Here is a 24,046-nt window from a genome sequence, read left to right on the forward strand (position 1 = left end):
AAAGATTAGATTATTAGGATATGTTAATATTATTTAAAATCCAACTGTCTATTGATTCTCCAGTTAAAATGGTAGCACCACCATACTTCTTCTTAGCATAGCTAGATAAATGATCATTTATTTTACTTTCAACTTGCTTGTTAATCTGATTAGTCACACTCATCCTCAAGTTAACATTTAATTGTCCTTGATCTAGTTTCATTTTATCTACTTCACTTCTTAGCGTTGCTTGAAGCCCAGATCTACCAATACACGCTTTATTAGCTTTTATCCATTTTAGCAATTCTTTAATGTGTTTTTTTGCTTGTTCTGAGTCTATTTCTTTTAGTAATAATTTTTGTTCTATTAAACCTACGCCATAGCAGGCAAAGTGTTGTTTAATTTCTTCTTTAGTAGGTGATACCAATGGGTTATTTTTATTCTCTATTATCGAACTAAAAGCACTCTCAACTACTTGATTAACTCTTAAATCAACTATTTTTTCAGAGTTATATTTAGATAATATATGATTATCACACTCATTATATTGCCCTTTTTTATTTAAAATTATGACTATTCTTCCTTTTTTTTCTAATGATGTTTTCTTTCTTGAAAGTGATTTTTTGATTCTATTAATATCAGTTTTAGAAATTGATTTTATATCTATTTTTTCTATTTTTTTTAATTCACTCTCAGATATGGATGAATTCGGTAAAATGCAAGAAAAAAAAGAAGAGATTGCCATAATGTTACCTATCTAAAAATTAATGATTAACTAAGTTTTTACTTAACTCGGATTAAGAAAAGTAATATTAATCATTAACAAGGTTCCATATCACGAGACTTTTTATGAAAATTTATTACTATTCTTACAGTCAGTATTTAAGGTCATTTCTGTGATAAAACTGAATCCGTCCGTAAACATGAAAAGGGACATTCAGGCTTTCCTCGCTTCAGATGTATCGAGTGTAAGAAGAGCTTTCAACTCGATTATGTCTATGAAGCTCGCAAGCCAGATGTAAAAGAAAAAATTGTAGATATGGCATGAATAGATTTAGCGTTAGGGAGACGGTCTGAGCGTTGAATGTGGCGTACAACACGGTATTGAGGACTTTAAACTCTCGTCAAGGCAAGTGTAGTTGACCTCAATAGCTTAACTTTCGATAGAGCAAACCTCTCTCATGCGTGAAGTCGATGAACAATGGTCATTCGTAGGTAATAAGAAAAATCGTCGTTGGTTTTGGTATGCATGGGAGCCGTGCTATAAACACGCTATTGCTCACGCATTTGGTAAACGTAATAGGGATGCGTTGCGAGCATTACTCGCTTTACTAAAGCCGTTCGACATCAGTTTTTTCCACTGATGATTTCAGTGTCTAAAGGAAAGAGTTACCAAGAAAAAAGCGCATGGTAGGTAAAAGGTTCACTCAATGAATTGAGCGCAACAATCTGACATTAGGTTCAAGATTAAAGCGACTGGTTCGTGAAACGATCAGTTTTTCAAAATCAGAAGAGATGCATGAGAAAGTTATAGGGACGTTTATCGAGCGAGAGCTCTACTGGTAATTCAACCGATTTGAGTCATGACATTATAGCCTATTATGATCTAAATAATAATTCTTACGGCATTTGTTTTGTGAATCATTTGATGGTAACTCAATGATCCAATCTGGCCTCGATATAACGCCTATCATCACTCACCATTACAAAATTGATGACTTCCAAACGGGCTTCTATGCTATGCGCAGCGGGCTGTCTGGCAAAGTTATCCTTGATTGGCAGTAACTCGTTAATCCAATAAATAATAGTCGAAGGTTTTTTGCACCTTCGACTATTATTTTCATTACGATGTTTAATCGCTATTTCTGAGCTACTGGGCGCTATTGTATCTTTCTCATCTTTTCCTTTCGCAAAAATTTTCGTACATTGGCGAAGCTTAACTATGCTAAATGGAAATACCTTAGTAAGGATACTCATTATGCAACGTTTTAAACTGTCGGTAGCTGCTTGTTCACTCGTGTTGGTTAGTCAATTTTCATCATTTTACACTAAAGCGGATGTGTTAACGCTGACCTCACTTGAATGGCCGCCTTATTCTTCACCTAAACTCGCGCAAAATGGAGCGTCGATTGCGGTTGTTTCGGCAGCGATTAAGGCCATGGGACATGAAGTGAAAGTTGAATTTTATCCTTGGGAGAGGGCTGTATACTTAGCGACTAATGATGCTCAGTATGCAGGATATTTTCCAGAATACTTATTTGAATCTAAAGATATTCTCTTTTCTAACTCGATTGGTTTAGGTCCACTTGGGTTTGTTGAAAATAGTGCAACCCCTGTAACTTGGGCGAGTTTGCCTGATCTAAAACCATATAAAATTGGTGTGGTGCGGGGCTATGTTAACACCGAAGAATTGGATCAAATGATCGCAACTGGAGAGTTAAAATCAGAAGCGGTCAGCAGCGACAGTCAGAATCTTGCGAAAGTCGGCCATGGACGGATTCCACTTGCGGTGATTGACAGCAACGTTTACCACTATTTGCTAGGAAACACGCCAGCGATTGATTCTATAAAAGCCAATTTACAAATGAACAGCAAATTGCTGGTGGAAAAGTCGCTGCATGTTGCTTTTACCAACAATCCAGAAGGCGAGCGTTGGAAAAATATTCTCAATGACGGGTTAAGCCGTATTGATGTCGAAAAAATCATGGCGGATTATTTGTCGAAATAAATAAAAAGCGTTTCAGAAAGCAGGGTGAGACGTTTGCTGTAAATCTTGCATGCATTTTGGCTGAAAAGGTCTTTGAAGCGTATCAGATCATCCATATTCCAATGCTCTATTATATCGATCAAAAATCTAGCTTGAGCGGTAGATTTTTATCCACCGTTCAAGATGGCCAGACTATGTAGCCTTTTAATGTATTAATTTCTTTCTTAAATAGTGCAGCAAAGCATTTATTTAGACAGTTTGCTTGCCAAGCACTGCTCTAAATTATGAATACATAGTTTGACTATCGAGGGAACGTGGCTTGCGAACGGAGTTAAGGTGTAGACGGTGTTGAGAGGTAAAGTGTGTTCGGGCATTAAGTTCACTAGATTTTGCTCCATTTCAGTTAAATAAAAATCAGGAATAATACCAATACCAGCACCGGAACGAATCAAAGATAGGCAGCTATGAAATGAATTTGCAATACAATTTGCATGTTTAGTATAAATAAAAGATGTACCGCTAGTGTGGTGAAATTGGTGTATTATTTTCTCTGATTGCCAAACATTAGCAATATATGGCAATTCATTGATATTCTTTTTCTTTTCTGATACTCCGCATAGAACATCCCTAAACTCACCAATGCGTTTTTGTTTAATATTACTATCATGTGAGGACCCAATTCTGATGGCAATATCGATGTCGTGGGCTATTAAATCAAGGTGCTGATCATCACAAATTAGCTCTGGTTTCAGCTTTGGATAGGTCTTCATCAAATCAGCAATAACGGGAACCACTAAACTATCCATCAATGCATTGGGAGCTGTAATACGAAAGCGCCCCTGAGGTTCAAGTTGATATTCGCTAGCGATATCCCAAGCGCAATTGGCAAGTATATTTAATTCCTTGCATTTTAGGTAAAAACGTTCACCGACATCGGTCAATATTTGCCGTCTTGTTGTCCTTTTCATCAGGATCATACCCAGCTCTTTTTCTAAGAGCTTTAAATGCTGGCTAACCACTGACTTAGAAATATTGAGTTTATCAGCTGCCGCGGATACCGAGCCTGCTTCGACGATATGAGCAAAAATGGACATTTGTCTTAATCTATTCATGATTATTGTTCTTTTTTACTAAACAGTAATTTCTATTATTGCTGTTTTTCATGGAGATGAGTAGCGGTAATCTATAGCGGACAATATCACTTAGAGGTATAAAAACGATGGTAAATAACTCAGTATTAGCCGCTTGCCAGCAAGGCATTGAAGCGTGGCAAAGCGCATTTAACCAGCAAGATGCTAAAGGTTGTGCAGATCAATACATTTCCACATCAACAATGCATGCTCGCCCATTTGGAGTTTTTGAAGGTAAAAGTGCCATTGAGGCTTTCTGGCAAGATATTATGGATCAAGGTTTTAAGGAGGTTTCTTATACGAATGTTTACTGGGAACCCGCTGGGCAAAATGGATATATACTAACGGCTGAGTGGCAAATGAATAAAGCATTTGGTGTCATACATAAAGAGCATTGGGTAGTGGAGAGTGATGGGAAAGCTCGTTTAGCTAGCGATGATTTTGAAGTGTTAGGTGAGCGGTAAATCTTTGAGGCATCCTGATGCTTTTCATTCTGAAGCGTTGCCTCTTCGGTTGTAGCGGTTTTTAGTGGAAAAAGTAAGGAGGAAGCCCCTCCTTACTGATTGAAGTATTGTGCCTAAATTATTTCTCTATTCGCTCTTTGATTCTGCTGGAGACAAAGGCGCTTCATCTTCATGCCATAATAAGTCGGCGCGGTTTTCATAGCGCTCTGCAAATGAAATTTCAGGGCTTAAATCATACTTAAGCGTATTTTTTAACCGTTCGAATGCTTGTGTGGCCACTTCAGGTGTTGCGGTTGCATGAGGATTAATCAGCAATTCAGCACTACGATAACGATAATTGGGCTTGCTGATCAAATCACGATACCCAATATCAGCACCGTTAAACGGGCCTACAGCAAATATGATATCTTCTGGCGGAATATTAAGTGTTGCGACTTCGTGAAGTGAAACACCTCGTAAATGAAGAAATCATCAGACGGTACGTCTGTAGTTAATTGAAATCTTGCGTCCAGTAAGACACCTTCGATGAGTCAGACTTACTGATTTTAGAGCCAATTCCCATCTTTGTGTATGTGCTATTCATAATGTTTTGGCAGTGCCCTTCATGACCTGCCCAGCTATTAAGACCCGCATTGTTAATTTTCCCATCCGTTCGCGGGCTTGTGTAACCAAAGATAGGGATGACTACTGAGTTCGATGAAAGAACAAACACATTCTGGCCTGAACTATTCACAATAAAGTGACCTTGAGCCCCTCTTTTATACTGCTCGTCTGAATTCAACTGAGCATTACTCGCGGTGTTATTGTCCCAAGCGATAGGGGCAACTGGAGGGTAATTCCCACTCGGAAATGATGAATCAAATGCATCACAATAGCGCTGTGTCGACCTTGCACAGTTTGTCGAAATAACAGATTGATACTTAATGCTGTCTTGGCTTAGAACATCTGGAATATTCACAATTCGGCACCATTTTTCATCGGCAACACCTTGGCCAGGCATGCCCCACACTGAACCATTCAATATTTGATTTTTATCGAGCGATGCGAAATCGATCAGAGTGTCACTAGTAAGTTGACTTAAATCCAAATTGATATTTCCTGACGGAGCATTCAACTCAAAGATTGACTCTCCAACTTCCTTGGCTGCGGCATTTATTTTGTCTCGTTGTAATAACGCCCAAGAATCACCAAACCGCTCTTTGGACTGCTGTTCATGTGCTTTAGCAATAAATTCGTAAGTCGGTAAGTCCGCTTCAACACCATTCTCGTCTTTACTCACGACGCTGCCAACGGTTTCAAATTTCAAAGAACTGTCGATTACAGCATGGTTAAACACATACGTTCCAAGATGCTCACTAGAACAAGAGTTACTATTCATATCATATCGATATTCTGTAAGCGTTCCATCCACAAGCAATTTATTACTTTGTCTTTGTGCGCTTAACCCAACCGCCTCATAACAGTGCCAATCATCAACAAAACGGCTTCCGTTATCGATGATGATAGTGGGTGAAGAGATAACCACATCGACATTTTGAGTATTAGCACCTTTGAATGCTGGCAGTTCATTTTTAACGGTAATAGATGAGTAGTTTCTGATGGGGTCAGAGCTATCTACAAAGCCTTCAATAGCAAAGAGCATGTTGCTACTGAGCGCTTTAATGTCAGGCTGCTGCGAGGTAGTGTTTAATGAATCATCGGAGTTTCCGGGACTGCCTAGCGTATCAGAGTGACTAGGATTATTAGCGCTATCAGAAGTTGTGCTGTCACCTCTAGATGAACTTTCGCCTCCACACCCAGACATAGTAATTGCAATAAGTACTGCTGCTGAGACATGTTGCTTTCTCATACGTTATTCCTTAATCATACATGAATCTTTGGAATTAGAATGTTACCTTCTGAATCTGGCTTGAAATTCAGGTCAATGTCAGAGCCCAAAAATCTTAACATCGAGTTTACAGTTTGGTAGGTATTGTCAATTTGAGGTTTGGCTAAACGCTTTGTGTATAATTCATGTAATTTAGTGGAAAAAGTAAGGAGGAAGCCCCTCCTTACTGATTGAAGTATTGTGCCTAAATTATTTCTCTATTCGCTCTTTGATTCTGCTGGAGATAAAGGCGCTTCATCTTCATGCCATAATAAGTCGGCGCGGTTTTCATAGCGCTCTGCAAATGACATTTCAGGGCTTAAATCATACTTAAGCGTATTTTTTAACCGTTCGAATGCTTGTGTGGCCACTTCAGGTGTTGCGGTTGCATGAGGATTAATCAGCAATTCAGCACTACGATAACGATAATTAGGCTTGCTGATCAAATCATGATACCCAATATCAGCACCGTTAAACGGGCCTACAGCAAATATGATATCTTCTGGCGGAATATTAAGTGTTGCGACTTCGTGAAGTGAAACACCTCGTACAGAGGTATTTACAGCTTTGCCACCATGATTGAGTTCTACTGCATAGACATAACCACGTTGCTGATGTAATGCGTAGCTTACGGCGATAGACTGCTCGGAACTTGTCGAAATCACACCGCTAATGCCTCGGGTGTGGTGATCGAGTTCAAAATACTCTACCACTCCCGGTTTTCGGTTAAAACCAGAGTGGAAAAGTTCATCAGGCAGCCGTGTATCGCCTCTAAATACAAGGCTCCCTTTTAATTCGGGCTGATAGCTGTGTAGGAAGGGGACATTGAGTATCTCGTGTTGAGCCTCTTGGTTGAGTCGATGCAAGGATTTAACGTCGGTCAGATAGGCATAAGGGTCAACTTTCTGCTCTAATTCCCAGAAATCTTTTAGTGCTTCTAAGTTACGGCCACCAGTCATATCAGCGTAGCCAGAGCCACCTAGCCCTGGGCGATTAGGTAAATCTTCTGGGAGCAAAATTTCAGGTAATTCGCTACGGCTACTGTTTTGTTCGGAAAGTGCGTCATTACTTAGCTCATCATTGCCACCTTTAAGCCCTCCGTGTTCAAGCCATTGTGGTTCACCGGTCTCTTGATCTAAGGTTCTAACAACTCGTTTATCACTTAATAAACGTCCACTAGCGGCATCAATTTCTCGGTAATAGCCAAAGCCATCGGCTCGTAGCAAGGTGCCTCTACCGCTGTCAGTAAGCTTAACACCAAGTAACTCCTCACCCGTTTGTGGATGAGTAATGATTTTTGGCATTGAGACAAAATTATTCAGTTCTTCTACTGGGAAGCCGTGATTAATCACCACACTATTTGACAATGAATCGATAGCTATATCTGCAGACTGCTCAAGAGTGCGTCCATATTGGGCTAGAGTCGGAAAGAGAGTGGTTGCACCGACAATAGCTGCGTTTATCGCGCTCATTTGCGTCCCTTGCAGACGTTCAGCAAGAGTATCGCCATTGACCGCTTTATCTAGGCTTAAACCAAATTGAGTACTACTGATGGTAATACCTAGCGGGATGCCTAGCTCTGGTGCGATCACATCAACAATAGGGAATAGGGTCATTACGCTGTAAGCAACAGAAAGTAAGTAGTCGCGTTGTGCTTCACTATTGGATTTGATCATAGTATCAGCATCACTGACCAGACGAGCTTTGATTTGTTCTGTGAGCCGCGCGAAGACATCGCCGTAAATTGGGCGATGTTTCATCATGAAATAGTCTTCATTCCAACTACCACTAGCAAAGCCTTTAAGAGCGGTATCTATGCCTGAATAAGTCGTGCCATCTTGGCGTAGATAGAGACTGAAGTGTTTGGCTAAGGTTGCGCGGTTATTCGCATTCCGCAGGCTTTTATAAAGGTGTTTTTTTAGCTGGCGTTCATTGGCATAAGGGAAAAAGGGTTGCGGTGCTCCTGGGATGTACAGAAGTCCTGCATTTTTCCCTTGTTGCTCAATCAGTAGAGTATCAGTGGAGTCATAGCCGTAAATATCAAAGCGGTAGACATTAATTTCTCGTGAACGGTTTTTTTTGAGTAGTGATGTCGCTAATTGGTACTGTGCTTGACTCAGTAACCCTAAGCGATATTGCTGATAAGCCGAGAATGCATAACTATCTTGCGTTAATTGAGTGTAGCGCTTGCCATATTGCTGCCAAAAATGATTCAGCTCTTGAGTGTAAGTGGATTGGATATCGAGGTTATAGTAAGCAATATCCCATAGTGCAGAAGAGAGTAAACGTACCTCATTATGTTCATCGTAACGAGAGTGTCCAGCTCCTTGAGTGTAGATGCCGGTATCTACATCGATTGTACCAGGTGAGGTGTCTCGATATTCATTAAATACATTGAGCATTACGGCTTGAGTTAAAGTATAAGACTGCACTGGAGCGGTATCATGTGCCCAACCATTGTAACTACGCGAGCTGCTCATGGCCCCATTAAAGCGGTTATAGAAAACGGTGTCAGGATCGATATCATGATAACCATGTTTGAGCAAAGCCGCTTTAATTTCTCGTGAAGCGATGGTGACAGGATCTGGTATGGCTTGTACTAACTGGCCATAGTCTTGTGCAAAATTAAATTGCCAAGCTTTGTCAAACAGTAATGGCGATTCAGAGCCTATTGCCGAATTATTATTTGGAGTTTGATTGGCAAAAGAGGGAATGGTGGGCAGCGAAAAAACCATGGCTAAGACCAAAGGTTTAAAAAATTTATAATTCATTTAATTACCTATACGGATAAAGAATCTATTTAACGAGCCAGCAAGTATGCGGAGCTAAATTCTCATTCAAAAAATATATCAATAGCTGATTGAAGTATTTATCGAGCCTATATGCTAACACGGCTTATTGTCAGGATAAAGCATCGTACATTTTAATTTTACAATACTTTATTCTGTTTTTGTGTAAATAAGTAAGCTTTGAAAATAGGTAATACAGAGGCAGTACGCAATCGCTGCTCTAATAATGAGTGCAACCTAAACGGTGATGTTTTCAGCAGTGAATAGTCAAGAATCGTCGTAATAAATTGAATTCTCTTCGTAAAGATTTAAGAAAAACTATTATGGTCGACCTAACAAGCGAAAATTCCAGTTTTCTACTTGACGTGTTTCTAGACGCTGGATAACTTTCTGAGTCCAACTTTCTGATAGTTTAGTTTGTGCTAGAATCGCCCTCAGTCCTTCTCGATTAAGAGGGTCGCCAAAATAAAGACGACAAAGATCTTTCACTGAGATAGGGCTTGCTTGTCGTTCAATTAATATCAGTGCGTCTTCTGCACTCACCTGCCCAGGAGATATAACTCGATAGAGCCAACCGCAAAGACTGAGCTCCTGCATTGTTACGGAAAATGAGTCAGTCCCCCACCGACGGTTTAATTTATAGCATGGTGATCGTGGTTGGCTTACTTCAATGATGGCTTCTCCCCACTGGTAGCGGTCGCCGATAAATACATTTTCCTCTGTCATTCCAATTGTGGATATATTTTCACCCATACTTGGAGCGCGACAGGTTTCGTCTAAAGAGAATCGTGCCAGCCAATAGGGGTAATGTTCTGATGGGTAGTGAAGTAACGCGCGGTCTGGGCCGCCATGGAATTTTAATTCCGCAACTTCATCGCCTTCTAATCCATTCTCTCTGAGAAAGATAGGGCCGAATATTGGCTGTTTATTCATTGCGGTCCTAAACCCAAGCTCTTCCGACACTTTCCCTCGATAAATCGCAATCGGTTGTATATTTCCCATAAATTATCCTCTTACTAGTTGGCGAATTTTTTCAGCGTAAAATCGTTACATTTAGCGTCTCAAATATCATGTTTTGCCAAGCATTTCGTATGAATGACTACTCGATACTTTGACTTAATGTGGCTGCAAGGCTATCGATAACTTCATCATTTAACTCGGAGACGGTGATCCGCAGTCCATAACTTGCTTGCTTTAAACCAAAGATTTCACCTGCACGCACTAACCAGCCTTGTTTAGCCAGCGCCATGATTACAGGAGTGCTTTCATTGTTGAGTTGCACCCAAACATTTAAACCGTCATGCTGGTTGGAGACTCTTAACCCTTTTGCTTGTAAAGCATGGATAAGCTTTTCTCGTCGCTGCTTATAGATGTTTTTTGCTTGTTCCAACGATTCGCTAATAGCCTCTGATTGAAGTAAATATACAGCCAAATCTTGGAGAATATGGCTGACCCAATTTGTACCTGAGTTCAGCCGTTGCTGCAGTTTTGATGATGTTTCGTGATCACTGGCAACGATGGCTAAGCGTATATCTGGCCCAAAGCATTTAGACAAAGAACGTATCAAAGCCCAGTGCTTACTTTCTAAGGGAACGATGTGGTGATAATTGTGTGTTGAGAGTAACGAGAAATGGTCATCAATGATGATGAGCACATGTGGATACAATGAGAGTAATTGGCGCACTTGATCGGCTCTTGTTTTGCTCAGCCCATATCCCGTAGGGTTGTGGGCACGAGGAGTAATGATCAGTGCTTGAATCCCGTTTTTAAGTTGCTGTGAGAGCGTGTCGATACATAGACCGTGTTCATCGATAGGGATTCCAACAGCGGTATAGCGGTTAGTATATAAGGTGTTGATGCTTCCTAGAAAGCAGGGATCTTCGACCGCGACCTTATCACCGGCAATTAAGTAACTGGAAAGGACACGTTCAATGGCATCAACAGCACCATTTGTTACGTTTAACTCAAATGGTACTTGAATATCGTTATTCATCCAATTGCGCGCAAATTTTTCAATATCTTCGCTTAAGCTCGCCGCACCATATAGCCTTGGAGTGTATGCGATATGTTGAAAAGCAAGCTGTAGATTTGGTAATAATAATGAGGAAGGATTTCCTCCACTTAAATCGAGCAAGGCTAAACCTGGTGGAGTACCCTCACGAGTTAAAGTGTGAGTTTTTTCTCGTATCGAAGTCCCTTTTCTGCCTTCGCTAACCGCTATTCCTGCATCCACTAACTTTTTATATGCTGCCGCGACCGTATTTCGATTGACATCTAAATGTTGTGCTAGCTCTCTCAAAGGAGGAAGAAGATCGCCAGATTTAAACTCTCCAGAGTGGACCATTGAGCGTATGGACTCGAAAATGTCGTTTGTTGTTTTCCCTACAATCATTATTGACCTATGACAAAAATTATATATCCTATGACAAATATAGAGGGCAAGATAAAGTTTGTCTATAGATAAAAACATAGCATGAGCCAGAAAGTTCATAATGCGAAGTGTTCACACAAACTTGGCCTAGTGCAGACTATAGCTAGGCATAAACGTAGGTAAATCAGTATGCAGATAATCCACCGAATTGAAATTTGTTGTAATGAAAAGCTTTTGGCAAGTGCTGAGGCAATAGGTCACGATGGAAGCCTGCTATTGGAGCAGTTCAGTGAAATAGTAAAAGAGCGTGACTCTTTTACTATTAAGGAATACATATCAAACGGCGAACGACGTATTCTTGAAAGTACGCCATATGGAATGAAGGTCATCAGCAAGGAAATACTATTTACTCCTAAATCATAGCAGCAATGGGGTAGTGAGATAAAAGTGATCAATTTGTTCGTAATAAGGGGAGTGGTGGTTTCGTTTTTGTTTGTATTTTTGAGCGTATCGAGTTGCCTTAATTCTAGTTGGTTTGGAAATAAGATCACATTATTTTAGGGGATAAAAAATTATTCTGAATCAATATCATATATCAAACTATTTGCACTTAATTGTTGAGTTGAGTTATCCGTAATATAGATGGGCATTATGCATTTAAATACACAATAAAAAGACAAAGGTAAGCTATGCCTATTATTATATTAATATTATTGTCGGCCGTATTTTCGGTACAGGCTGCCAATTTAATTGACTATTCACAAATCGATCTCTCAAAGGTGATCAACGAAAATAATACAAAAGGATTCTCTGCTTCTTCTCGGTCACTTAGCTATCGTGATGCGAATGTCGTTAGAGTAGGACAGGAAACACTCGTTCGTAAACAGCAGCTCCATTATGGGCTTCCGGTCTACGGTCATTTTGTGGTCACAGATGTTTCTAATCGTGGTTTTGCAAAGGTAATTGATGGTCAAGTCTTAACGGGGATTGAATCAGATATTGGTTCAACTTTACCGATGATTAATGTTGACCAAGCAATCGATGCCGCCAAAGGAAAGCTACAAGGTATTGCTGCTACAAGTGTGCAGGATGCACAGACTGAATTGATGATTTGGGTAGATGATCAGCAAACCGCTTATTTGGTCTATAAAGTCGATTTTCTCTCTAGGAACGGAATGACCCCATCTCGCCCAATCTCCTTAGTCGATGCTAAATCAGGACAAATACTTGATGAGTGGGAAGGGCTGACTTTTATTGAAGCCGAGGGCCCAGGCGGTAATCAAAAAAGTGGCCGCTACTACTTTGGTGCTAATACAAAATATGGTGGTTTCCAGGTTAGCAAAGACTGCCGCATGGATAGCGCTAATGTTGTTACGCTCAATATGAATAATCAACAGTATGGTGGATGGGTCCATCAATTTGATTGTCACGTTAACAACCATCGGGCTGTTAACGGAGCTTATGCTCCAATGAATGACGCTCACTACTTTGGCCAACGTGTTTTTGACATGTATATGGAGTGGCTCAATACTCGACCTATTCAGCAGAAACTCACTATGCGTGTTCATTACGGTTATAACTACGGTAACGCTTTCTGGGATGGTCGTCAGATGACCTTTGGAGATGGTAATCAATCAATGTATCCACTTGCGACGTGGGATGTGATTGCACATGAAGTGAGTCATGGCTTTACTGAGCAAAATTCAGGTTTAGAGTATCGTGGAATGTCTGGCGGGATGAATGAATCCTTTTCTGATGTTGCAGCCGCAGCATTAAGTGAATATGTTCATGGCAGCTTTAACTGGAAGATGGGTGAGCACGTGATGAAATATTCAGACGCGATGCGTTATTTCATTCGCCCAAGTCGAGACGGCAGTTCGATTGATCATATTAACCAGTATTATCAAGGTATAGACGTCCACCATAGCTCAGGAATTTTCAACAAAGCATTTTACCATCTTGCAACCAGCCATGGCTGGAATATTAAGCAAGCCTTCATTGCTTATGCAACGGCGAATCGACTGTATTGGCGACCAAATTCAAACTTTCAGCAAGGTGCAGATGGCGTTTGCAAAGCAGCACATAAACTCGGTTATGAAAGCTCTGCCGTAAGCAGTGCCTTTGCTCAAGTTGGGATCCAAGTACAAAACTGTGGTTCAAGCCAACCAGAGCCTACTCCACAACCAGAACCTAACATTGTTACATTATCGAGTAATAAACCAGTAATCATCGATGCTAATTATGGTAATGAACAACATTATGTTCTGAAAAATCTTTCAACAGATGAAGCCTCAGTTTATACATACCATGGTCATGGCAACGTTGATCTTTATGTAGCGATTAATAGACCTGCATCAGTGAATGACTTTGATTGCGTTTCTCGTAATCAGACTAATGACGAATATTGTGGTTTTAGTGGTATAAAAGGAACGGATATTTATGTATTAGTTACTGGCGCTGACCGTTCTGTAGATACTCACCTTGTTGTGATTGCAGAAGGTTTATTACCCGCTCCACCCGAACCTCAAGATTTATGTACTACTCTGAGCGAATGGTCGCCTTCTTATTACTACCCTACGGGTATGCAAGTTCAATACTACGGGCATCGATTTACTGCAATTCAAGATAATTGGGGAGCCGATCCATTTGATAATTATTGGTATTGGAATTATCAAGGCAGTTGTAAGTAATTCAGTGGCTGTAAAGCTTATCTGAGCATATTTTTGGTATAAAAACAGTACCGAAAGGAAGCTAAGAAACATAAACTGGCCAAACTAAACTTGGTTTGGCCAGCTGTAAGGCACAAAATGTTAGAAAAAGAGAACCTGATTAAACTTGCGCGTATGCCAATGCCGTTTGGTAGGTATGCAGGACGAGCGCTTATCGACTTACCAGAAGAGTATTTGCTGTGGTTTGATAAAAAGGGCTTTCCTGAAGGGGAGCTGGGGCGTTTGCTGCAACTTTGCTTAGCGTTGAAAATTGAAGGCTTAGACAGCGTGGTTAAGCCACTAAAGCGTATGTGATCTAGTGGCTAGCTGCATTATTTTTTCATCAGTTTGGCGAGATCGGCAAAGGGGTTATAGGTCGCGCTTTGATGATCGTCTAGTCTCGCAACAGGCTCAGCGCCAAATCGGTCGTGGTCTGAATATTTAGAGTGCTCATGATCGTGACAATAGAGGCATAAAAGCTCCCAGTTACTGCCATCTTCAGGGTTATTGGTGTGATCGTGATCTTTGTGATGCACAGTTAATTCTCGTAAATTTGAATAGACAAATTCACGCGCGCAATTGCCACACACCCAAGGGTAAAGTTTAAGTGCTTTTTCTCGGTAACCGCTCTCTTTACGAGCATAATTGGCACTTGAACCATAAAAATCTGACGACATGTTAATTCCAACCATTGATTAAAAATACTTTTCCGATATTAAAAACCAAAAATCTACGCTAATCAAAGTTTGTGTGATTTATTTTAATGCACACGCTCACACCTTAGCGTAAGTGCCACTTTTACTACTCGATCTCAATCGGCGTGCCTTTATGCAGCGGAAGAATGAACCTAGCGAGCTGCTAATGCTGTCTTATAAATAAGATAATACTAAAAATAATAGGACTAATCATGTAATAAATGGAAACAAAATCTCAAAAATGTAGGTTAACTCTAGGATGTAAAAACATTGAGTGCAAATTTGCGGCGTACTTAACAGTGACCTTTTTAAGAGTTTGATTGCACATGATCTTTTGGGTAATTTTGCAATGAAAATTATTAAAATGTCAGGCCGCTTATATGTTCTCTCGTACTTTGCTCAAACAGATTTCTTCTGCTCGTAACCACCGTATGCTTGCGGAAGCGACGTTTGATTTTCTTCAAAGTTTCATTTCTCCCAAATCAATGCGGATCTTTCACGCACCAACATTAAATAAGCGCCATGAGTCATTATTTGAGTATAACTTACCAACTGCTCTGCAAAAGTATCCAAATACCTTTTGGAATTGGGCCGCACAATTTGACACCTCAGATGGCCTAATTCCACTAGCGATCAACACCTGCAATTGGGACTACCGTAGTGTGATGGGCGGTGAGTCTTCTCTTTTTATGTTAGATAACCACCCGGATTTAAGAACCTATTTGCTGCTTGAGGCAATTGATAACGTCAACATTCATGCGAAAACAGAATCCGGAGAGCTCGATTGTTTGCAACTGATTGCGGCTCGTTGGCAATGTCTTCGCGCGGAATCTGAAGCGGCAAAGGAGTTCAAAAATAGAGATATCCGCGAAGCAAAGTATTTGGACGAAATTAAACAGCGCGAAATGTTCATTGATAACATGAAGCTGGTTCATCAATTAGCGATTGAACTGGCTAACCCAGACAATTTGGATGCGCTGCACAGAGCGGCCGTTGATGTCACGAAAACTCGCTTAGGATTTGATCGAGCCGCTTTTTTAGTTCTTGATATGAAAAAACGTTGTTTTAGCGGAACTTATGGTACGGATGAAAGCGGAAAAACGGTAAATGAACACCATACTCAATACGATTTGCACCAGCTAGAAGAAAGTTATTTAAGCGGTCTTTCTGATGATACTAAAAGTTTGGTGCTGATCGACGATGCCCCTCTATACACGGCGGGCAATGTAGTCGGGCAAGGATGGAATGGGATGCTGATCCTACGTGATGGTAATGAAACCATCGGTTGGATCGCGATTGATAACTACATTAATCGCCAGCCCATTACTGAATACCAAAAGCAGATGTTGGAATCTTTTGGTTCATTGCTTGCGCAAATTTATATTCGTAAGCGTCAGGAGCAAAATGTTCGTATGTTGCATGCGAGCATGGTTGAATTGTCACGTTGTATGACGGTGAGTGAAGTGTGCAAATCGGCGGTCAGTTTTGCGATTAACCGCATGGGCATTGATCGTATGGCAGTATTTTTGACCGATAAACACTGCTCGTATATTCAAGGAACGTGGGGAACCGATATCCAGGGCAATATCGTGGATGAATCCTATTTTCGTTCTCGGACCACCAATAATATGATTGTTGATATGGCCAAAGCCAACCCTAATGAGGTGGTGTTTGAAGAGTCAGTCCCTATTTATCATGACAGCAACATTGTTGGTTTTGGTTGGACAGCCTTGACCATGCTGACCAGTAATGAAGAGCCTATTGCTTTTATTGCGGCGGATAATTTGATTCGTCGCTCACCATTGACCTCGCAACTGCGAGAAGTGATCCGCATGTTCGCCTCGAATTTAACCGAAGTATTGATGCGCACCAGTGCTCAGCAGGCGATCAGTGAACTGAATGAGAACTTAGAAATTGAGGTGCGAAACCGTACCTATGAGTTACAAAAAGTGAACAACAAACTGGATTTAATGGCCAAAATGGATCCATTAACTCGTCTTGGAAATCGTCGGATGTTAGCTCATTTATTGGAACGCATCGGTTCGAGAGTACAAACGGAAACCGTAAGCTATGGTTTAATTCTGCTTGATATTGATCACTTTGGTTTATTTAATAATTACTATGGTCACTTGGAAGGGGATATTGCTTTGATTCGTATTGGCCATATTCTCAACCAACATGCTCAGGCAGAGAATGAACTCTTCTGCCGAATTGGTGGTGAAGAATTTATATTGTTGGTGGCCAACCGTGATGCAGCAGAAGTGAAAGCGTTGGCTGAAAGCATACGCTTTAGTATTGAACGAGAGCAAATTGAACATAGTGAGAACCCTGATGGTGACTGCTTAAGTGTTTCGATTGGCTACACTATTGCCCAGTACCTTCCCAGTGAACTTAAGTTTGAGGAGATGTACAGCAAAGCGGATAAGGCACTTTACCAAGCAAAAGATAATGGCAGAAATCAAGTGGTTGGTTACTCTGAGCAAAAACACCATACTCGAAGTGATAAAGTCGCCGCGCCAAATCTATAGTGTTGGCGCGGCGAGTCATGGCAAGAATAATGAGAACAGCAGATTATTCAGTCTGAGAGGTAATATTCAACCGTTGAAACGACGCGTACTTTTTTGATGTAAGGAGTATTGTTATCACGATCCACAATACTAAATTGTCCCTGTGAAGCGCGTTTAATCTTGCCAAGTGAGCTTTGCGAATCTTTGGCAAATTTCTCTGCGACTTCTCTTGCTTGTTTGGTCGCTTCTTCAATCATGTCGGGTTTGATTTCATTGAGTCCAGAAAATGAATAATCAACGCGGTTGTTGTAAGGATCTTGATTAAAAACGATGCCTTGTTTTCCTAAATTGCCGAGCTTATTAATGGCCTCGCGCACTAGGTCAACTTGATTGCTGTACACCGTAATGGTTTGGTTCGCTAAATAACGAAACTCGACTAAATTTTCTCCACCATACTGCTGTGCCTTTTTGTCGATCACCGCTGGCGATGATAGCGAGACACTTTTTTCATCAATGCCTTGTTGAGCTAAAAATGCGGTCACCAGTTGGTTCTGCTTTTCAATCGTGTTGAACATGGTGGGTAAATCATTGTCGGCCACACTAAATTGGATCGGCCAAACAACGGTGTCGGCGGGATATTCTCGCTCTGATAATCCTTTAACGGTTACCACGCGCTCATACTCTTTATATTTCACAGCCGTTTGCTGCACAAAGTAACCGAGGGTTGCGAGCCCGAGTATTAAACTCAAACCGATGATCAATGAAGCGCTACTTTTTATTTGCATGCCTTGTTTTCCTTTTGTTGGCAACAGTCCTCAAACGACTTGAAGTCGCAGCGGTGAGTCGTTTGAATATAACAACACACCTTAGATTTGAGATTGTGATTTCGACAGCCATTTTCGGTTAGAGTTTTGCCAGAGATTCTAATTTTTTATGCTGGCGCTTAGTTTGCTTTTTTTGAATGGCATCAATCATAGAGCTTAACGCTGAGCCATCCCAATCACTTTTCTGAGGTGCGTACAAAGTTTTAAGTTGCTGGTTGACTTGTGCATCTAGTGCGGTTTTCTCTTCATCACTTAATACGACTGAATCGCGCCAGAGGGTGAAGTAATAGCTGATTTTGGCACCATCTTGGCTTTGTACCGCTTCTTTTAACTGTTGATATGGGTGGCCTTCAAGCGGTTGATGATGAGCGTCGGTTTCTTGTGTTGCTGTCTGTGGTGCGTTACGAAATGACCAAGCAACGACCATAGTCGCCATCCATAACAGTGCAAAAAATGCGGTAAAGTAGGGCCAGTATCCTGCATCTTTAACAGTGACGGTTGGTACTGTTGGTGGTGTCAGCACAGAAGTGGAGGGGTTGAGTAATTCACCTGGCGAAACCTCTAGCGTTAATCCTTTGGCTTGCGCGCTTTGCTGAGATTCATTTTTGGTGTCCCACCAACTGACGGTGAGATCCGCCAGCTCAACCTTACCGACGGTTTTGGGGATGAGTACTTGTTTTAGCGTCATTTGCACATCGCCATTCTCTAAACTTTTAAACTGAGGCTTTTCAGCATAGAGCCGAATTGAGCCTGGATATTGCACTGAGAGGTTAGGCAACTGCGTCTGCGTAAGGCCTTTCACTGTCAGAATCCATTCACGAGTCAACGATTCACCTACTTTGGTTTTAAAGCTCTCGGCGGTGATGATCTGCCCTGTGGCATCTCGCCACGTTTGGTTGAGTGTTAGTTTTGGTGTAGGTAGCCAAGTGCCTTGATAGCTATCTGGTTTCGGCAGTACGGTGAGCGAAAAGGTTTTGGCCGGAATATCGACTTGCAGCAAGCGGGTGCTGCCCGTTTGGTTGTTACCATAGATGAGGCCAGCTTTAAACGCAGGGCCGGATAACGTGAAAGTTCCTGCCTCTTGGGCCGTGACTCTAAATTTTTGGTCTACAACGGTGACTTCAACCCCATCCAATAAGCTTTGGTACTGGTTAGCTTCTCCCTCAGTTGTCAGTTCTAATCCTTGTACAGCGGGTGGTGTAATTTGTGGATTTTGCAGCCTTCTTGGATCAGCTTTGATGATTAGGCGAGCATTGAGAAAAGTGCTTTCACTCGGGTAGAGTTTGCTACGTTCTAGATCAGCTTGTATTTCAACAAGGTCAGATTGCTTGGGCGCTTCACCATCAGCGATAACTTGAATCGCGATCGGTTGAGTAGTAGCGCCATTGACGCTAAAACTAGGAATGGTCAGTATACCGAGTTTGTTGGCTGCCAACGATACATTCCATTCACTGCGCGTGCTGCGATCGCCATTGATGATGTTCACCGAAGTACCAAAACTTGGGCGGCCGAGGAAAAAATCGCCTTCTAACACCTTAAAGTCGATCGCATCGGTCGATACTTTTTCATCGGCGACAATTCGTAATTGGAATACTTCATTTTTCGCGACCTTATTTTTACTGACGCTGGCGTAAAGTGCAGCCGCGTTAGCGGCCGAGCTCAGTAGAGCAACAGAAACTAGGCTGATAATCGCAGCCCAAAATGAACGCTTGATCGATTTCATACTTACCACTTCTTGCTGTTGTTTTGTTGAGGTTGTGCTTGGTCTTCTTGCCGTTGTCTTGCTTGTAGCAACAATTGTGCTTTGAGTAAGCCGCTAGGGTCTCGTGCACTTTCGACTTGTTCTAGCTTGCGAAGTTGCGGGTCAACGGTTTGGCTATCGCCTTGCGGTTGCGGTTGCGATTGCTTCTGTGTTTGCTGCTCAGAGGCTTCTTTGTCACTGACCTCATCTTCGTTGTTCATTGATTCATTTGTTTGAGTCGCTTCAGTCGGCTGTTGAGAGGCAGGCGATTCATCCGCCGTGTTGGCCTTGGATCGCTCACTTTGCTCATCTTTACTTTGTGCCGATTGAGGTGAAGACTGAGAGCCGTCGTTCTGCGGTGAGTTATCGCTTTGTTTGTCAGATTTATCTTCTGTTTGTTCGCCGTTTTTATTCTGCGCATTATTTTTATTTTCTGAGCGATTTTGATCTTGATTTGGATCGGAAGGCTCACCAGACTGTTGCTGTTGCTGTTGCTGTTGCTGTTGCTGTTGCTGTTGCTGTTGCTGTTGCTGTTGCTGTTGCTGTTGCTGTTGCTGCGCTTTTTTTACGATTTCCAAATTATGCTGAGCATCTTTATGGTTTGGGTCGCGCTTTAACACCTCTTCATACAAGGTTTGGGCCTTTTCCAATTCTCCATTTTGCGCGTAGGCGTTGGCCAAGTTGTATTGCACTCGCGCACTGTCTTGTGGCAGTTGAGAGAGGGTCTCCACCGCTGCATGATATTCCCCAGCCTGATATTGAGCGATGCCTTTCCACTCTAAGTCTGTAAATTGTTCACTGGCCGCTTGATACTCCTTTGCATCAAACGCTTTTTTGGCTTGTTGATTGCTATTTAGCCAAGGTGAAGCCTGTACACTATTGCTGTGCAGTGTAGGGATGAAGAGCAGTAACAAAGAAAAAACGACGCCACGGCGAAACAAAAGCAAACACGGGATAATGAGGAGCAGCACTAACCAATAGCCATTGTTAACGCGCTCTTTCACCATTTGTTGACTCTTGGTTGTACTGTGTGGTTGTTCGTTTTGGTCTAGCTTAGCGATCATTGCGACATCGCTATTGTCTAAGCTGATTGGCGTAAATAATCCATTTATATTCTGTGCGAGCGACTGCATATTGGCAAAGTTGGTCTTGGCCACCACGGTCTGCCCTTGTGCATTTTTCAGTAAGCTGCCATCGCTGAGCGTAATGGGCGCGCCCGCTTGTGTACCAATGCCTAAGATCACCAATTTCCAACGCGTATTGGTAAGCTGTGTTTCAATCTGAGCTTGCTCTTGTGAGTCGATGTCATCGGTCAATAACACAATGTCACCTTGTGCAAGGCCAGCATTTTTCATTATGTCGATGGCTAATTGAACCGCGCGAGCTGCATCTGCGCCGGGGTAGGGCATAATATCGGGCGATAGATTGGGCACTAAGTTGCTTAGGGTTGCGGTGTCGGTGGTTAATGGGCTAACGGTATAGGCATCACCTGCATAGGCGACAAGCCCTGTGCTACCTTCTTGCCATTGCGTGAGTAAGTCGAGCGCTTTATAACGCGCTTGCGTTAAGCGGTTGGGTTTTATATCAGTAGCGTACATCGATAGTGACATGTCCATCACTAATACGCGCGCGTTACTATTGCTGTAACTGGGGCGTGTTTGAGATTCAAAACTCGGACCAGCCAGCGCCAGTACTGCGATCAGCCAACTGATGCCGATGATTACGATGGCCGCGTTATGTTTTTTAGCGTTCAAACCCATCGCCTTAGCCAGATGCGGTGCTATCAAAGAGTGTCGTTTGGCACGCAGAGTGAACCAGCCCAGCAGTAGTGCTAAGGGGAATAGTGCGGTTAACCACCAAGGTGTAAGAAAAACAAACTCAGACATGATTTCTCCTTAGTAGCGCTAAGAGCATAGATAGCGCGAGCGCTATCGCCAACGGATAACCAAACCATTCACTTTGTGGACGCCAAGTTTGGCTTGCTTGGTTTATGGGTTCTAATTGATTAATGGTGTCGTATATTTTGGCGAGATCTTGGCTGTTTCGTGCGCGAAAATATTGGCCACCGGTCATGGTCGCAATTTGTGTTAACGTCTTCTCATCTAAATCTTCCGCGGTATTGATTTTTCGAGTCATAAAAAACTCTTTGACCATCATTTCGCCAGCGCCAACGCCGACTGTGTAAATGGTGGCATTGTATTTTTGGGCAATTTTCGCCGCTTCGATTGGGTCGAGCACGCCAGCGGTATTGCTGCCATCGCTGAGTAAAATCATCACCCGCTGTGGGGCATCACTATCGATAAACGTTTTGGTCGCAAGCCCAATCCCTTCACCAATGGAGGTTTGGGTGCCGATCAGCTTAAGGACGGCTTGATTAAGTTGCTGGCGAATGGTGTTTCTATCCAGAGTCAGAGGCGTTTGTAGATAGGCGTGATCGGCAAATAAGACTAACCCAAGGCGATCACCTTCGCGCTTGTCAATAAAATCAGAGAGCACATTTTTAACGGCGCTCAAACGATCAATGTACTGATCGCCAAGCAGCATATCTTCTTGGCTCATGGAGTAAGAGAGGTCAACCACCAGCATCAGATCTCGGTGTTTGGGCTGAGCAATAACCGGTTCGCCAAACCACACAGGGCGGGCGGCGGCGATCACTACTAAGCACCAAATAACGCTTGCAATGATTTTAGCGATGATCTGGTTTGGTGCTTGACGCTGATTATCTTTAGGAAGGTAGGGCAGGTGAATCGCTGCCCTTTCTTTTGCTGGTGGTAAGAATCGATAAACGACCAGCGGGAGTGGCAGCAGGCATAGCATCCACCACCACAATAACTCTATATTTGCCAAAGCCTAGCTATCTCCGTTTTTTAGGCGGCAAAGCATCATTAACCCATTGATAGCAGTGATTAATCAGCTCTTGACTATGTTCTGTTTTCTGCTTTTGGTATAACGCTTGCTGCCACAATGTTTCATTGGGAACAAAAAGAGGGTAAGAAATTTGTGAATCTAAAAAGGTGTACCACTCTTTGCCGGTAAGATGTGCGATTTCCATACGAGGGTAGTAACAAAGCGCGGCTTGACGAAGTAGCTCAATCGCTGAAGAAGGAGTTAAATGCCCAAATTGGGGGTTGAGTAAACGCAGCGCCGTTTTTTTCGGGGCTAAGCGTTTACGACGCCAACGAATGGCTAACACCAGAATCAGCAGACAGAGCAGTATGCCCGCCGCGCTTGCCCACCATCCCCAAGCCAAGGGAAACCAAGAGGGTAGCTCAGGCAGTTGCATCGCGCTTAAATCTAAAAGTGTAGCTATTGATGATTCCTTCATTCTTTATATCCGGATAGTTGTTGCAACAAAGGTTTCTCACTAGAGAGTGAGGTATAAGAAATTGCCATAGTTTGACTCAATGATTTTAGTTTTTCTTTTTGAGATTCAAAGGCTTTTTTTAACCCTAAGCGCGTACTATTTTTCGAAAAGTTGAGCCAGCTCGTCTGTTGGTCATCGGTTACGCGTTCTACACCGCGAAATTGGGTCTCTCCTTGCTCTAATGGATCGTAAATGTGCACCATTTTTACACGATTATGTCGTTGCAATTGGTTGAGTATTGGTTGTAATGTGGCATTGAAATGGACGAAGTCACTGATCAAAATCACTTCACTGCCTTTAGGGCACAAACGATTCAACGCAGTTAGGCCGCGCTGCATGCTGTGTGATTTCGTTTTATCAAGCTCCAGCAGCTGTTGGTTTTGTAGTGTCACCAACTGTTGCAACAGCTGTAATGGCCCTTTTTGGCGGCTAGTCGGTTTTAACTCAACCAGTGTCGAACCAGTATCAATCACCGCGCCCACTCGGTCCTTGTTGGCAATGCTTAACCAACTGAGCAAGCTTGCCATGTGCGCCGCTTGCACTGATTTGAGCATTAACTGCGATCCAAACTGCATAGAGCGGCTCAGATCAACGTAAAGAATGACGGGTTTTTCTCGTTCTTCACTGAACAGTTTGGTATGAGGCTTTCCCGTACGCGCAGTAACGCGCCAGTCGATGGTCCGAATATCATCTCCTGCTTGGTATTGCCTGACCTCAGCAAAGTCCATTCCTCGGCCGAGTTGCTTGCTCTGATGCTGCCCCAATACTTGCGCCCATAAACTTTTAGCAGGTGGCAGCCAGCGAATAGCGTGCTGCTTGTAAGGCAACAGTTCAGCCAATGAAAGTGTGACACCCGTACTAAACGGTGGAAGTGACTCTTGCATAGTAAACCTTAGTCTT

20 protein-coding genes and 2 pseudogenes are annotated in these 24,046 nt (G+C 42.3%); 8 read left to right on the forward strand and 14 right to left on the reverse strand.

Annotation, left to right across the window (positions count from 1 at the left end):
- Positions 1–13: 13 nt before the first annotated feature.
- Positions 14–724 carry a hypothetical protein gene (locus tag CCZ37_RS14675; RefSeq protein WP_094501173.1) on the reverse strand — a complete coding sequence of 237 codons (711 nt, stop codon included), beginning with the start codon at positions 722–724 and terminating at the stop codon, positions 14–16.
- A gap of 147 nt (positions 725–871) precedes the next feature.
- Here CCZ37_RS14675 and CCZ37_RS14680 point away from each other — a divergent pair.
- The 3 genes and pseudogenes from CCZ37_RS14680 to CCZ37_RS14690 form a co-directional block, all read left to right on the forward strand.
- Positions 872–1,545, forward strand: a pseudogene (locus CCZ37_RS14680) (IS1 family transposase); the annotation flags it as partial.
- Between the two features lie 90 nt (positions 1,546–1,635).
- Positions 1,636–1,764, forward strand: a pseudogene (locus tag CCZ37_RS14685) (L-threonine 3-dehydrogenase); the annotation flags it as partial.
- Positions 1,765–1,957: 193 nt separating this feature from the next.
- The gene (locus tag CCZ37_RS14690; protein WP_094501177.1) at positions 1,958–2,707 is read left to right on the forward strand and encodes a substrate-binding periplasmic protein; all 750 of its coding nucleotides are present in this window, start codon (positions 1,958–1,960) and stop codon (positions 2,705–2,707) included.
- A gap of 224 nt (positions 2,708–2,931) precedes the next feature.
- Here CCZ37_RS14690 and CCZ37_RS14695 read toward each other — a convergent pair whose 3' ends face one another.
- Entirely contained in the window at positions 2,932–3,798 is an 867-nt protein-coding gene (locus CCZ37_RS14695; RefSeq protein WP_094501179.1) for a LysR family transcriptional regulator, read from the reverse strand.
- 107 nt (positions 3,799–3,905) lie between these two features.
- Here CCZ37_RS14695 and CCZ37_RS14700 point away from each other — a divergent pair, with 107 nt between their 5' ends.
- Entirely contained in the window at positions 3,906–4,280 is a 375-nt protein-coding gene (locus CCZ37_RS14700) for a Cif family virulence factor (protein ID WP_019281858.1), read from the forward strand.
- Between the two features lie 126 nt (positions 4,281–4,406).
- Here the strand turns inward: CCZ37_RS14700 and CCZ37_RS14705 are convergent, their stop codons facing one another.
- From CCZ37_RS14705 to ptsJ, 5 genes are all read right to left on the reverse strand, one after another.
- The gene (locus CCZ37_RS14705) at positions 4,407–4,634 is read right to left on the reverse strand and encodes a hypothetical protein (protein ID WP_244187307.1); all 228 of its coding nucleotides are present in this window, start codon (positions 4,632–4,634) and stop codon (positions 4,407–4,409) included.
- 136 nt (positions 4,635–4,770) lie between these two features.
- The gene (locus CCZ37_RS14710) at positions 4,771–6,129 is read right to left on the reverse strand and encodes a CAP domain-containing protein (RefSeq protein ID WP_094501181.1); all 1,359 of its coding nucleotides are present in this window, start codon (positions 6,127–6,129) and stop codon (positions 4,771–4,773) included.
- Positions 6,130–6,365: 236 nt separating this feature from the next.
- On the reverse strand, positions 6,366–8,918 hold the full coding sequence (locus CCZ37_RS18890; RefSeq protein ID WP_157729212.1) for a dermonecrotic toxin domain-containing protein: 2,553 nt from the start codon (positions 8,916–8,918) through the stop codon (positions 6,366–6,368).
- 339 nt (positions 8,919–9,257) lie between these two features.
- Complete coding sequence (locus CCZ37_RS14725) at positions 9,258–9,938, reverse strand: MOSC domain-containing protein (protein WP_094501183.1); 681 nt, start codon at positions 9,936–9,938, stop codon at positions 9,258–9,260.
- Between the two features lie 97 nt (positions 9,939–10,035).
- Positions 10,036–11,328 carry a MocR-like B6 salvage transcription factor PtsJ gene (ptsJ, locus tag CCZ37_RS14730; protein WP_094501185.1) on the reverse strand — a complete coding sequence of 431 codons (1,293 nt, stop codon included), beginning with the start codon at positions 11,326–11,328 and terminating at the stop codon, positions 10,036–10,038.
- Between the two features lie 168 nt (positions 11,329–11,496).
- On the opposite strand from ptsJ, the gene CCZ37_RS14735 reads away from it, so the two are divergent.
- The 3 genes from CCZ37_RS14735 to CCZ37_RS14745 all read left to right on the forward strand — a co-directional run bounded on the left by CCZ37_RS14735 (position 11,497) and on the right by CCZ37_RS14745 (position 14,330).
- Positions 11,497–11,730 (forward strand): hypothetical protein, encoded by a 234-nt coding sequence (locus CCZ37_RS14735; protein WP_019281856.1) that lies wholly within the window; start codon positions 11,497–11,499, stop codon positions 11,728–11,730.
- A gap of 266 nt (positions 11,731–11,996) precedes the next feature.
- Positions 11,997–13,997, forward strand: coding sequence for a M4 family metallopeptidase (locus tag CCZ37_RS14740; RefSeq protein ID WP_094501187.1), 2,001 nt, complete (start codon positions 11,997–11,999; stop codon positions 13,995–13,997).
- Positions 13,998–14,114: 117 nt separating this feature from the next.
- Entirely contained in the window at positions 14,115–14,330 is a 216-nt protein-coding gene (locus CCZ37_RS14745; protein ID WP_094501189.1) for a DUF3820 family protein, read from the forward strand.
- A gap of 17 nt (positions 14,331–14,347) precedes the next feature.
- On the opposite strand, the gene CCZ37_RS14750 is transcribed toward CCZ37_RS14745, so the two are convergent.
- On the reverse strand, positions 14,348–14,692 hold the full coding sequence (locus CCZ37_RS14750; RefSeq protein ID WP_010318547.1) for a YajD family HNH nuclease: 345 nt from the start codon (positions 14,690–14,692) through the stop codon (positions 14,348–14,350).
- A gap of 398 nt (positions 14,693–15,090) precedes the next feature.
- Here CCZ37_RS14750 and CCZ37_RS14755 point away from each other — a divergent pair, with 398 nt between their 5' ends.
- Positions 15,091–17,238, forward strand: a complete 2,148-nt coding sequence (locus CCZ37_RS14755) for a GGDEF domain-containing protein (protein WP_094501191.1) — start codon at positions 15,091–15,093, stop codon at positions 17,236–17,238.
- Positions 17,239–17,285: 47 nt separating this feature from the next.
- Here CCZ37_RS14755 and CCZ37_RS14760 read toward each other — a convergent pair whose 3' ends face one another.
- The 6 genes from CCZ37_RS14760 to CCZ37_RS14785 all read right to left on the reverse strand — a co-directional run bounded on the left by CCZ37_RS14760 (position 17,286) and on the right by CCZ37_RS14785 (position 24,030).
- Positions 17,286–18,002 carry an SIMPL domain-containing protein gene (locus tag CCZ37_RS14760; RefSeq protein WP_010318548.1) on the reverse strand — a complete coding sequence of 239 codons (717 nt, stop codon included), beginning with the start codon at positions 18,000–18,002 and terminating at the stop codon, positions 17,286–17,288.
- Positions 18,003–18,120: 118 nt separating this feature from the next.
- Positions 18,121–19,773, reverse strand: coding sequence for a BatD family protein (locus CCZ37_RS14765; protein ID WP_094501193.1), 1,653 nt, complete (start codon positions 19,771–19,773; stop codon positions 18,121–18,123).
- Positions 19,767–21,668 (reverse strand): vWA domain-containing protein, encoded by a 1,902-nt coding sequence (locus tag CCZ37_RS14770; RefSeq protein ID WP_094501195.1) that lies wholly within the window; start codon positions 21,666–21,668, stop codon positions 19,767–19,769. Before CCZ37_RS14770 ends, CCZ37_RS14765 begins: the two co-directional genes overlap by 7 nt.
- Positions 21,661–22,629: a vWA domain-containing protein gene (locus tag CCZ37_RS14775; RefSeq protein WP_094501197.1), complete on the reverse strand. Its 969-nt coding sequence runs from the start codon at positions 22,627–22,629 to the stop codon at positions 21,661–21,663. Before CCZ37_RS14775 ends, CCZ37_RS14770 begins: the two co-directional genes overlap by 8 nt.
- Before the next feature lie 7 nt (positions 22,630–22,636).
- Complete coding sequence (locus CCZ37_RS14780) at positions 22,637–23,107, reverse strand: DUF4381 domain-containing protein (RefSeq protein WP_010318552.1); 471 nt, start codon at positions 23,105–23,107, stop codon at positions 22,637–22,639.
- Entirely contained in the window at positions 23,104–24,030 is a 927-nt protein-coding gene (locus CCZ37_RS14785; protein ID WP_094501199.1) for a DUF58 domain-containing protein, read from the reverse strand. The genes CCZ37_RS14780 and CCZ37_RS14785 overlap by 4 nt, the downstream gene beginning before the upstream one ends.
- Positions 24,031–24,046 lie beyond the last annotated feature (16 nt).

The sequence above is a fragment of the Vibrio qinghaiensis genome (assembly GCF_002257545.1).
GTDB lineage: Bacteria > Pseudomonadota > Gammaproteobacteria > Enterobacterales > Vibrionaceae > Vibrio > Vibrio ordalii.

Excerpts from the sequence above, each read along its gene's own strand:
- CCZ37_RS14740 (WP_094501187.1), top strand. The coding sequence starts at position 11,997 with ATGCCTATTATTATATTAATATTATTGTCGGCCGTATTTTCGGTACAG.
- ptsJ (WP_094501185.1), bottom strand. The coding sequence starts at position 11,328 with ATGATTGTAGGGAAAACAACAAACGACATTTTCGAGTCCATACGCTCA.
- CCZ37_RS14695 (WP_094501179.1), bottom strand. The coding sequence starts at position 3,798 with ATGAATAGATTAAGACAAATGTCCATTTTTGCTCATATCGTCGAAGCA.
- CCZ37_RS14710 (WP_094501181.1), bottom strand. The coding sequence starts at position 6,129 with ATGAGAAAGCAACATGTCTCAGCAGCAGTACTTATTGCAATTACTATG.
- CCZ37_RS14770 (WP_094501195.1), bottom strand. The coding sequence starts at position 21,668 with ATGTCTGAGTTTGTTTTTCTTACACCTTGGTGGTTAACCGCACTATTC.
- CCZ37_RS14745 (WP_094501189.1), top strand. The coding sequence starts at position 14,115 with ATGTTAGAAAAAGAGAACCTGATTAAACTTGCGCGTATGCCAATGCCG.
- CCZ37_RS14785 (WP_094501199.1), bottom strand. The coding sequence starts at position 24,030 with ATGCAAGAGTCACTTCCACCGTTTAGTACGGGTGTCACACTTTCATTG.
- CCZ37_RS14780 (WP_010318552.1), bottom strand. The coding sequence starts at position 23,107 with ATGAAGGAATCATCAATAGCTACACTTTTAGATTTAAGCGCGATGCAA.
- CCZ37_RS14760 (WP_010318548.1), bottom strand. The coding sequence starts at position 18,002 with ATGCAAATAAAAAGTAGCGCTTCATTGATCATCGGTTTGAGTTTAATA.
- CCZ37_RS14675 (WP_094501173.1), bottom strand. The coding sequence starts at position 724 with ATGGCAATCTCTTCTTTTTTTTCTTGCATTTTACCGAATTCATCCATA.
- CCZ37_RS14750 (WP_010318547.1), bottom strand. The coding sequence starts at position 14,692 with ATGTCGTCAGATTTTTATGGTTCAAGTGCCAATTATGCTCGTAAAGAG.
- CCZ37_RS14725 (WP_094501183.1), bottom strand. The coding sequence starts at position 9,938 with ATGGGAAATATACAACCGATTGCGATTTATCGAGGGAAAGTGTCGGAA.
- CCZ37_RS18890 (WP_157729212.1), bottom strand. The coding sequence starts at position 8,918 with ATGAATTATAAATTTTTTAAACCTTTGGTCTTAGCCATGGTTTTTTCG.
- CCZ37_RS14700 (WP_019281858.1), top strand. The coding sequence starts at position 3,906 with ATGGTAAATAACTCAGTATTAGCCGCTTGCCAGCAAGGCATTGAAGCG.
- CCZ37_RS14735 (WP_019281856.1), top strand. The coding sequence starts at position 11,497 with ATGCAGATAATCCACCGAATTGAAATTTGTTGTAATGAAAAGCTTTTG.
- CCZ37_RS14690 (WP_094501177.1), top strand. The coding sequence starts at position 1,958 with ATGCAACGTTTTAAACTGTCGGTAGCTGCTTGTTCACTCGTGTTGGTT.
- CCZ37_RS14755 (WP_094501191.1), top strand. The coding sequence starts at position 15,091 with ATGTTCTCTCGTACTTTGCTCAAACAGATTTCTTCTGCTCGTAACCAC.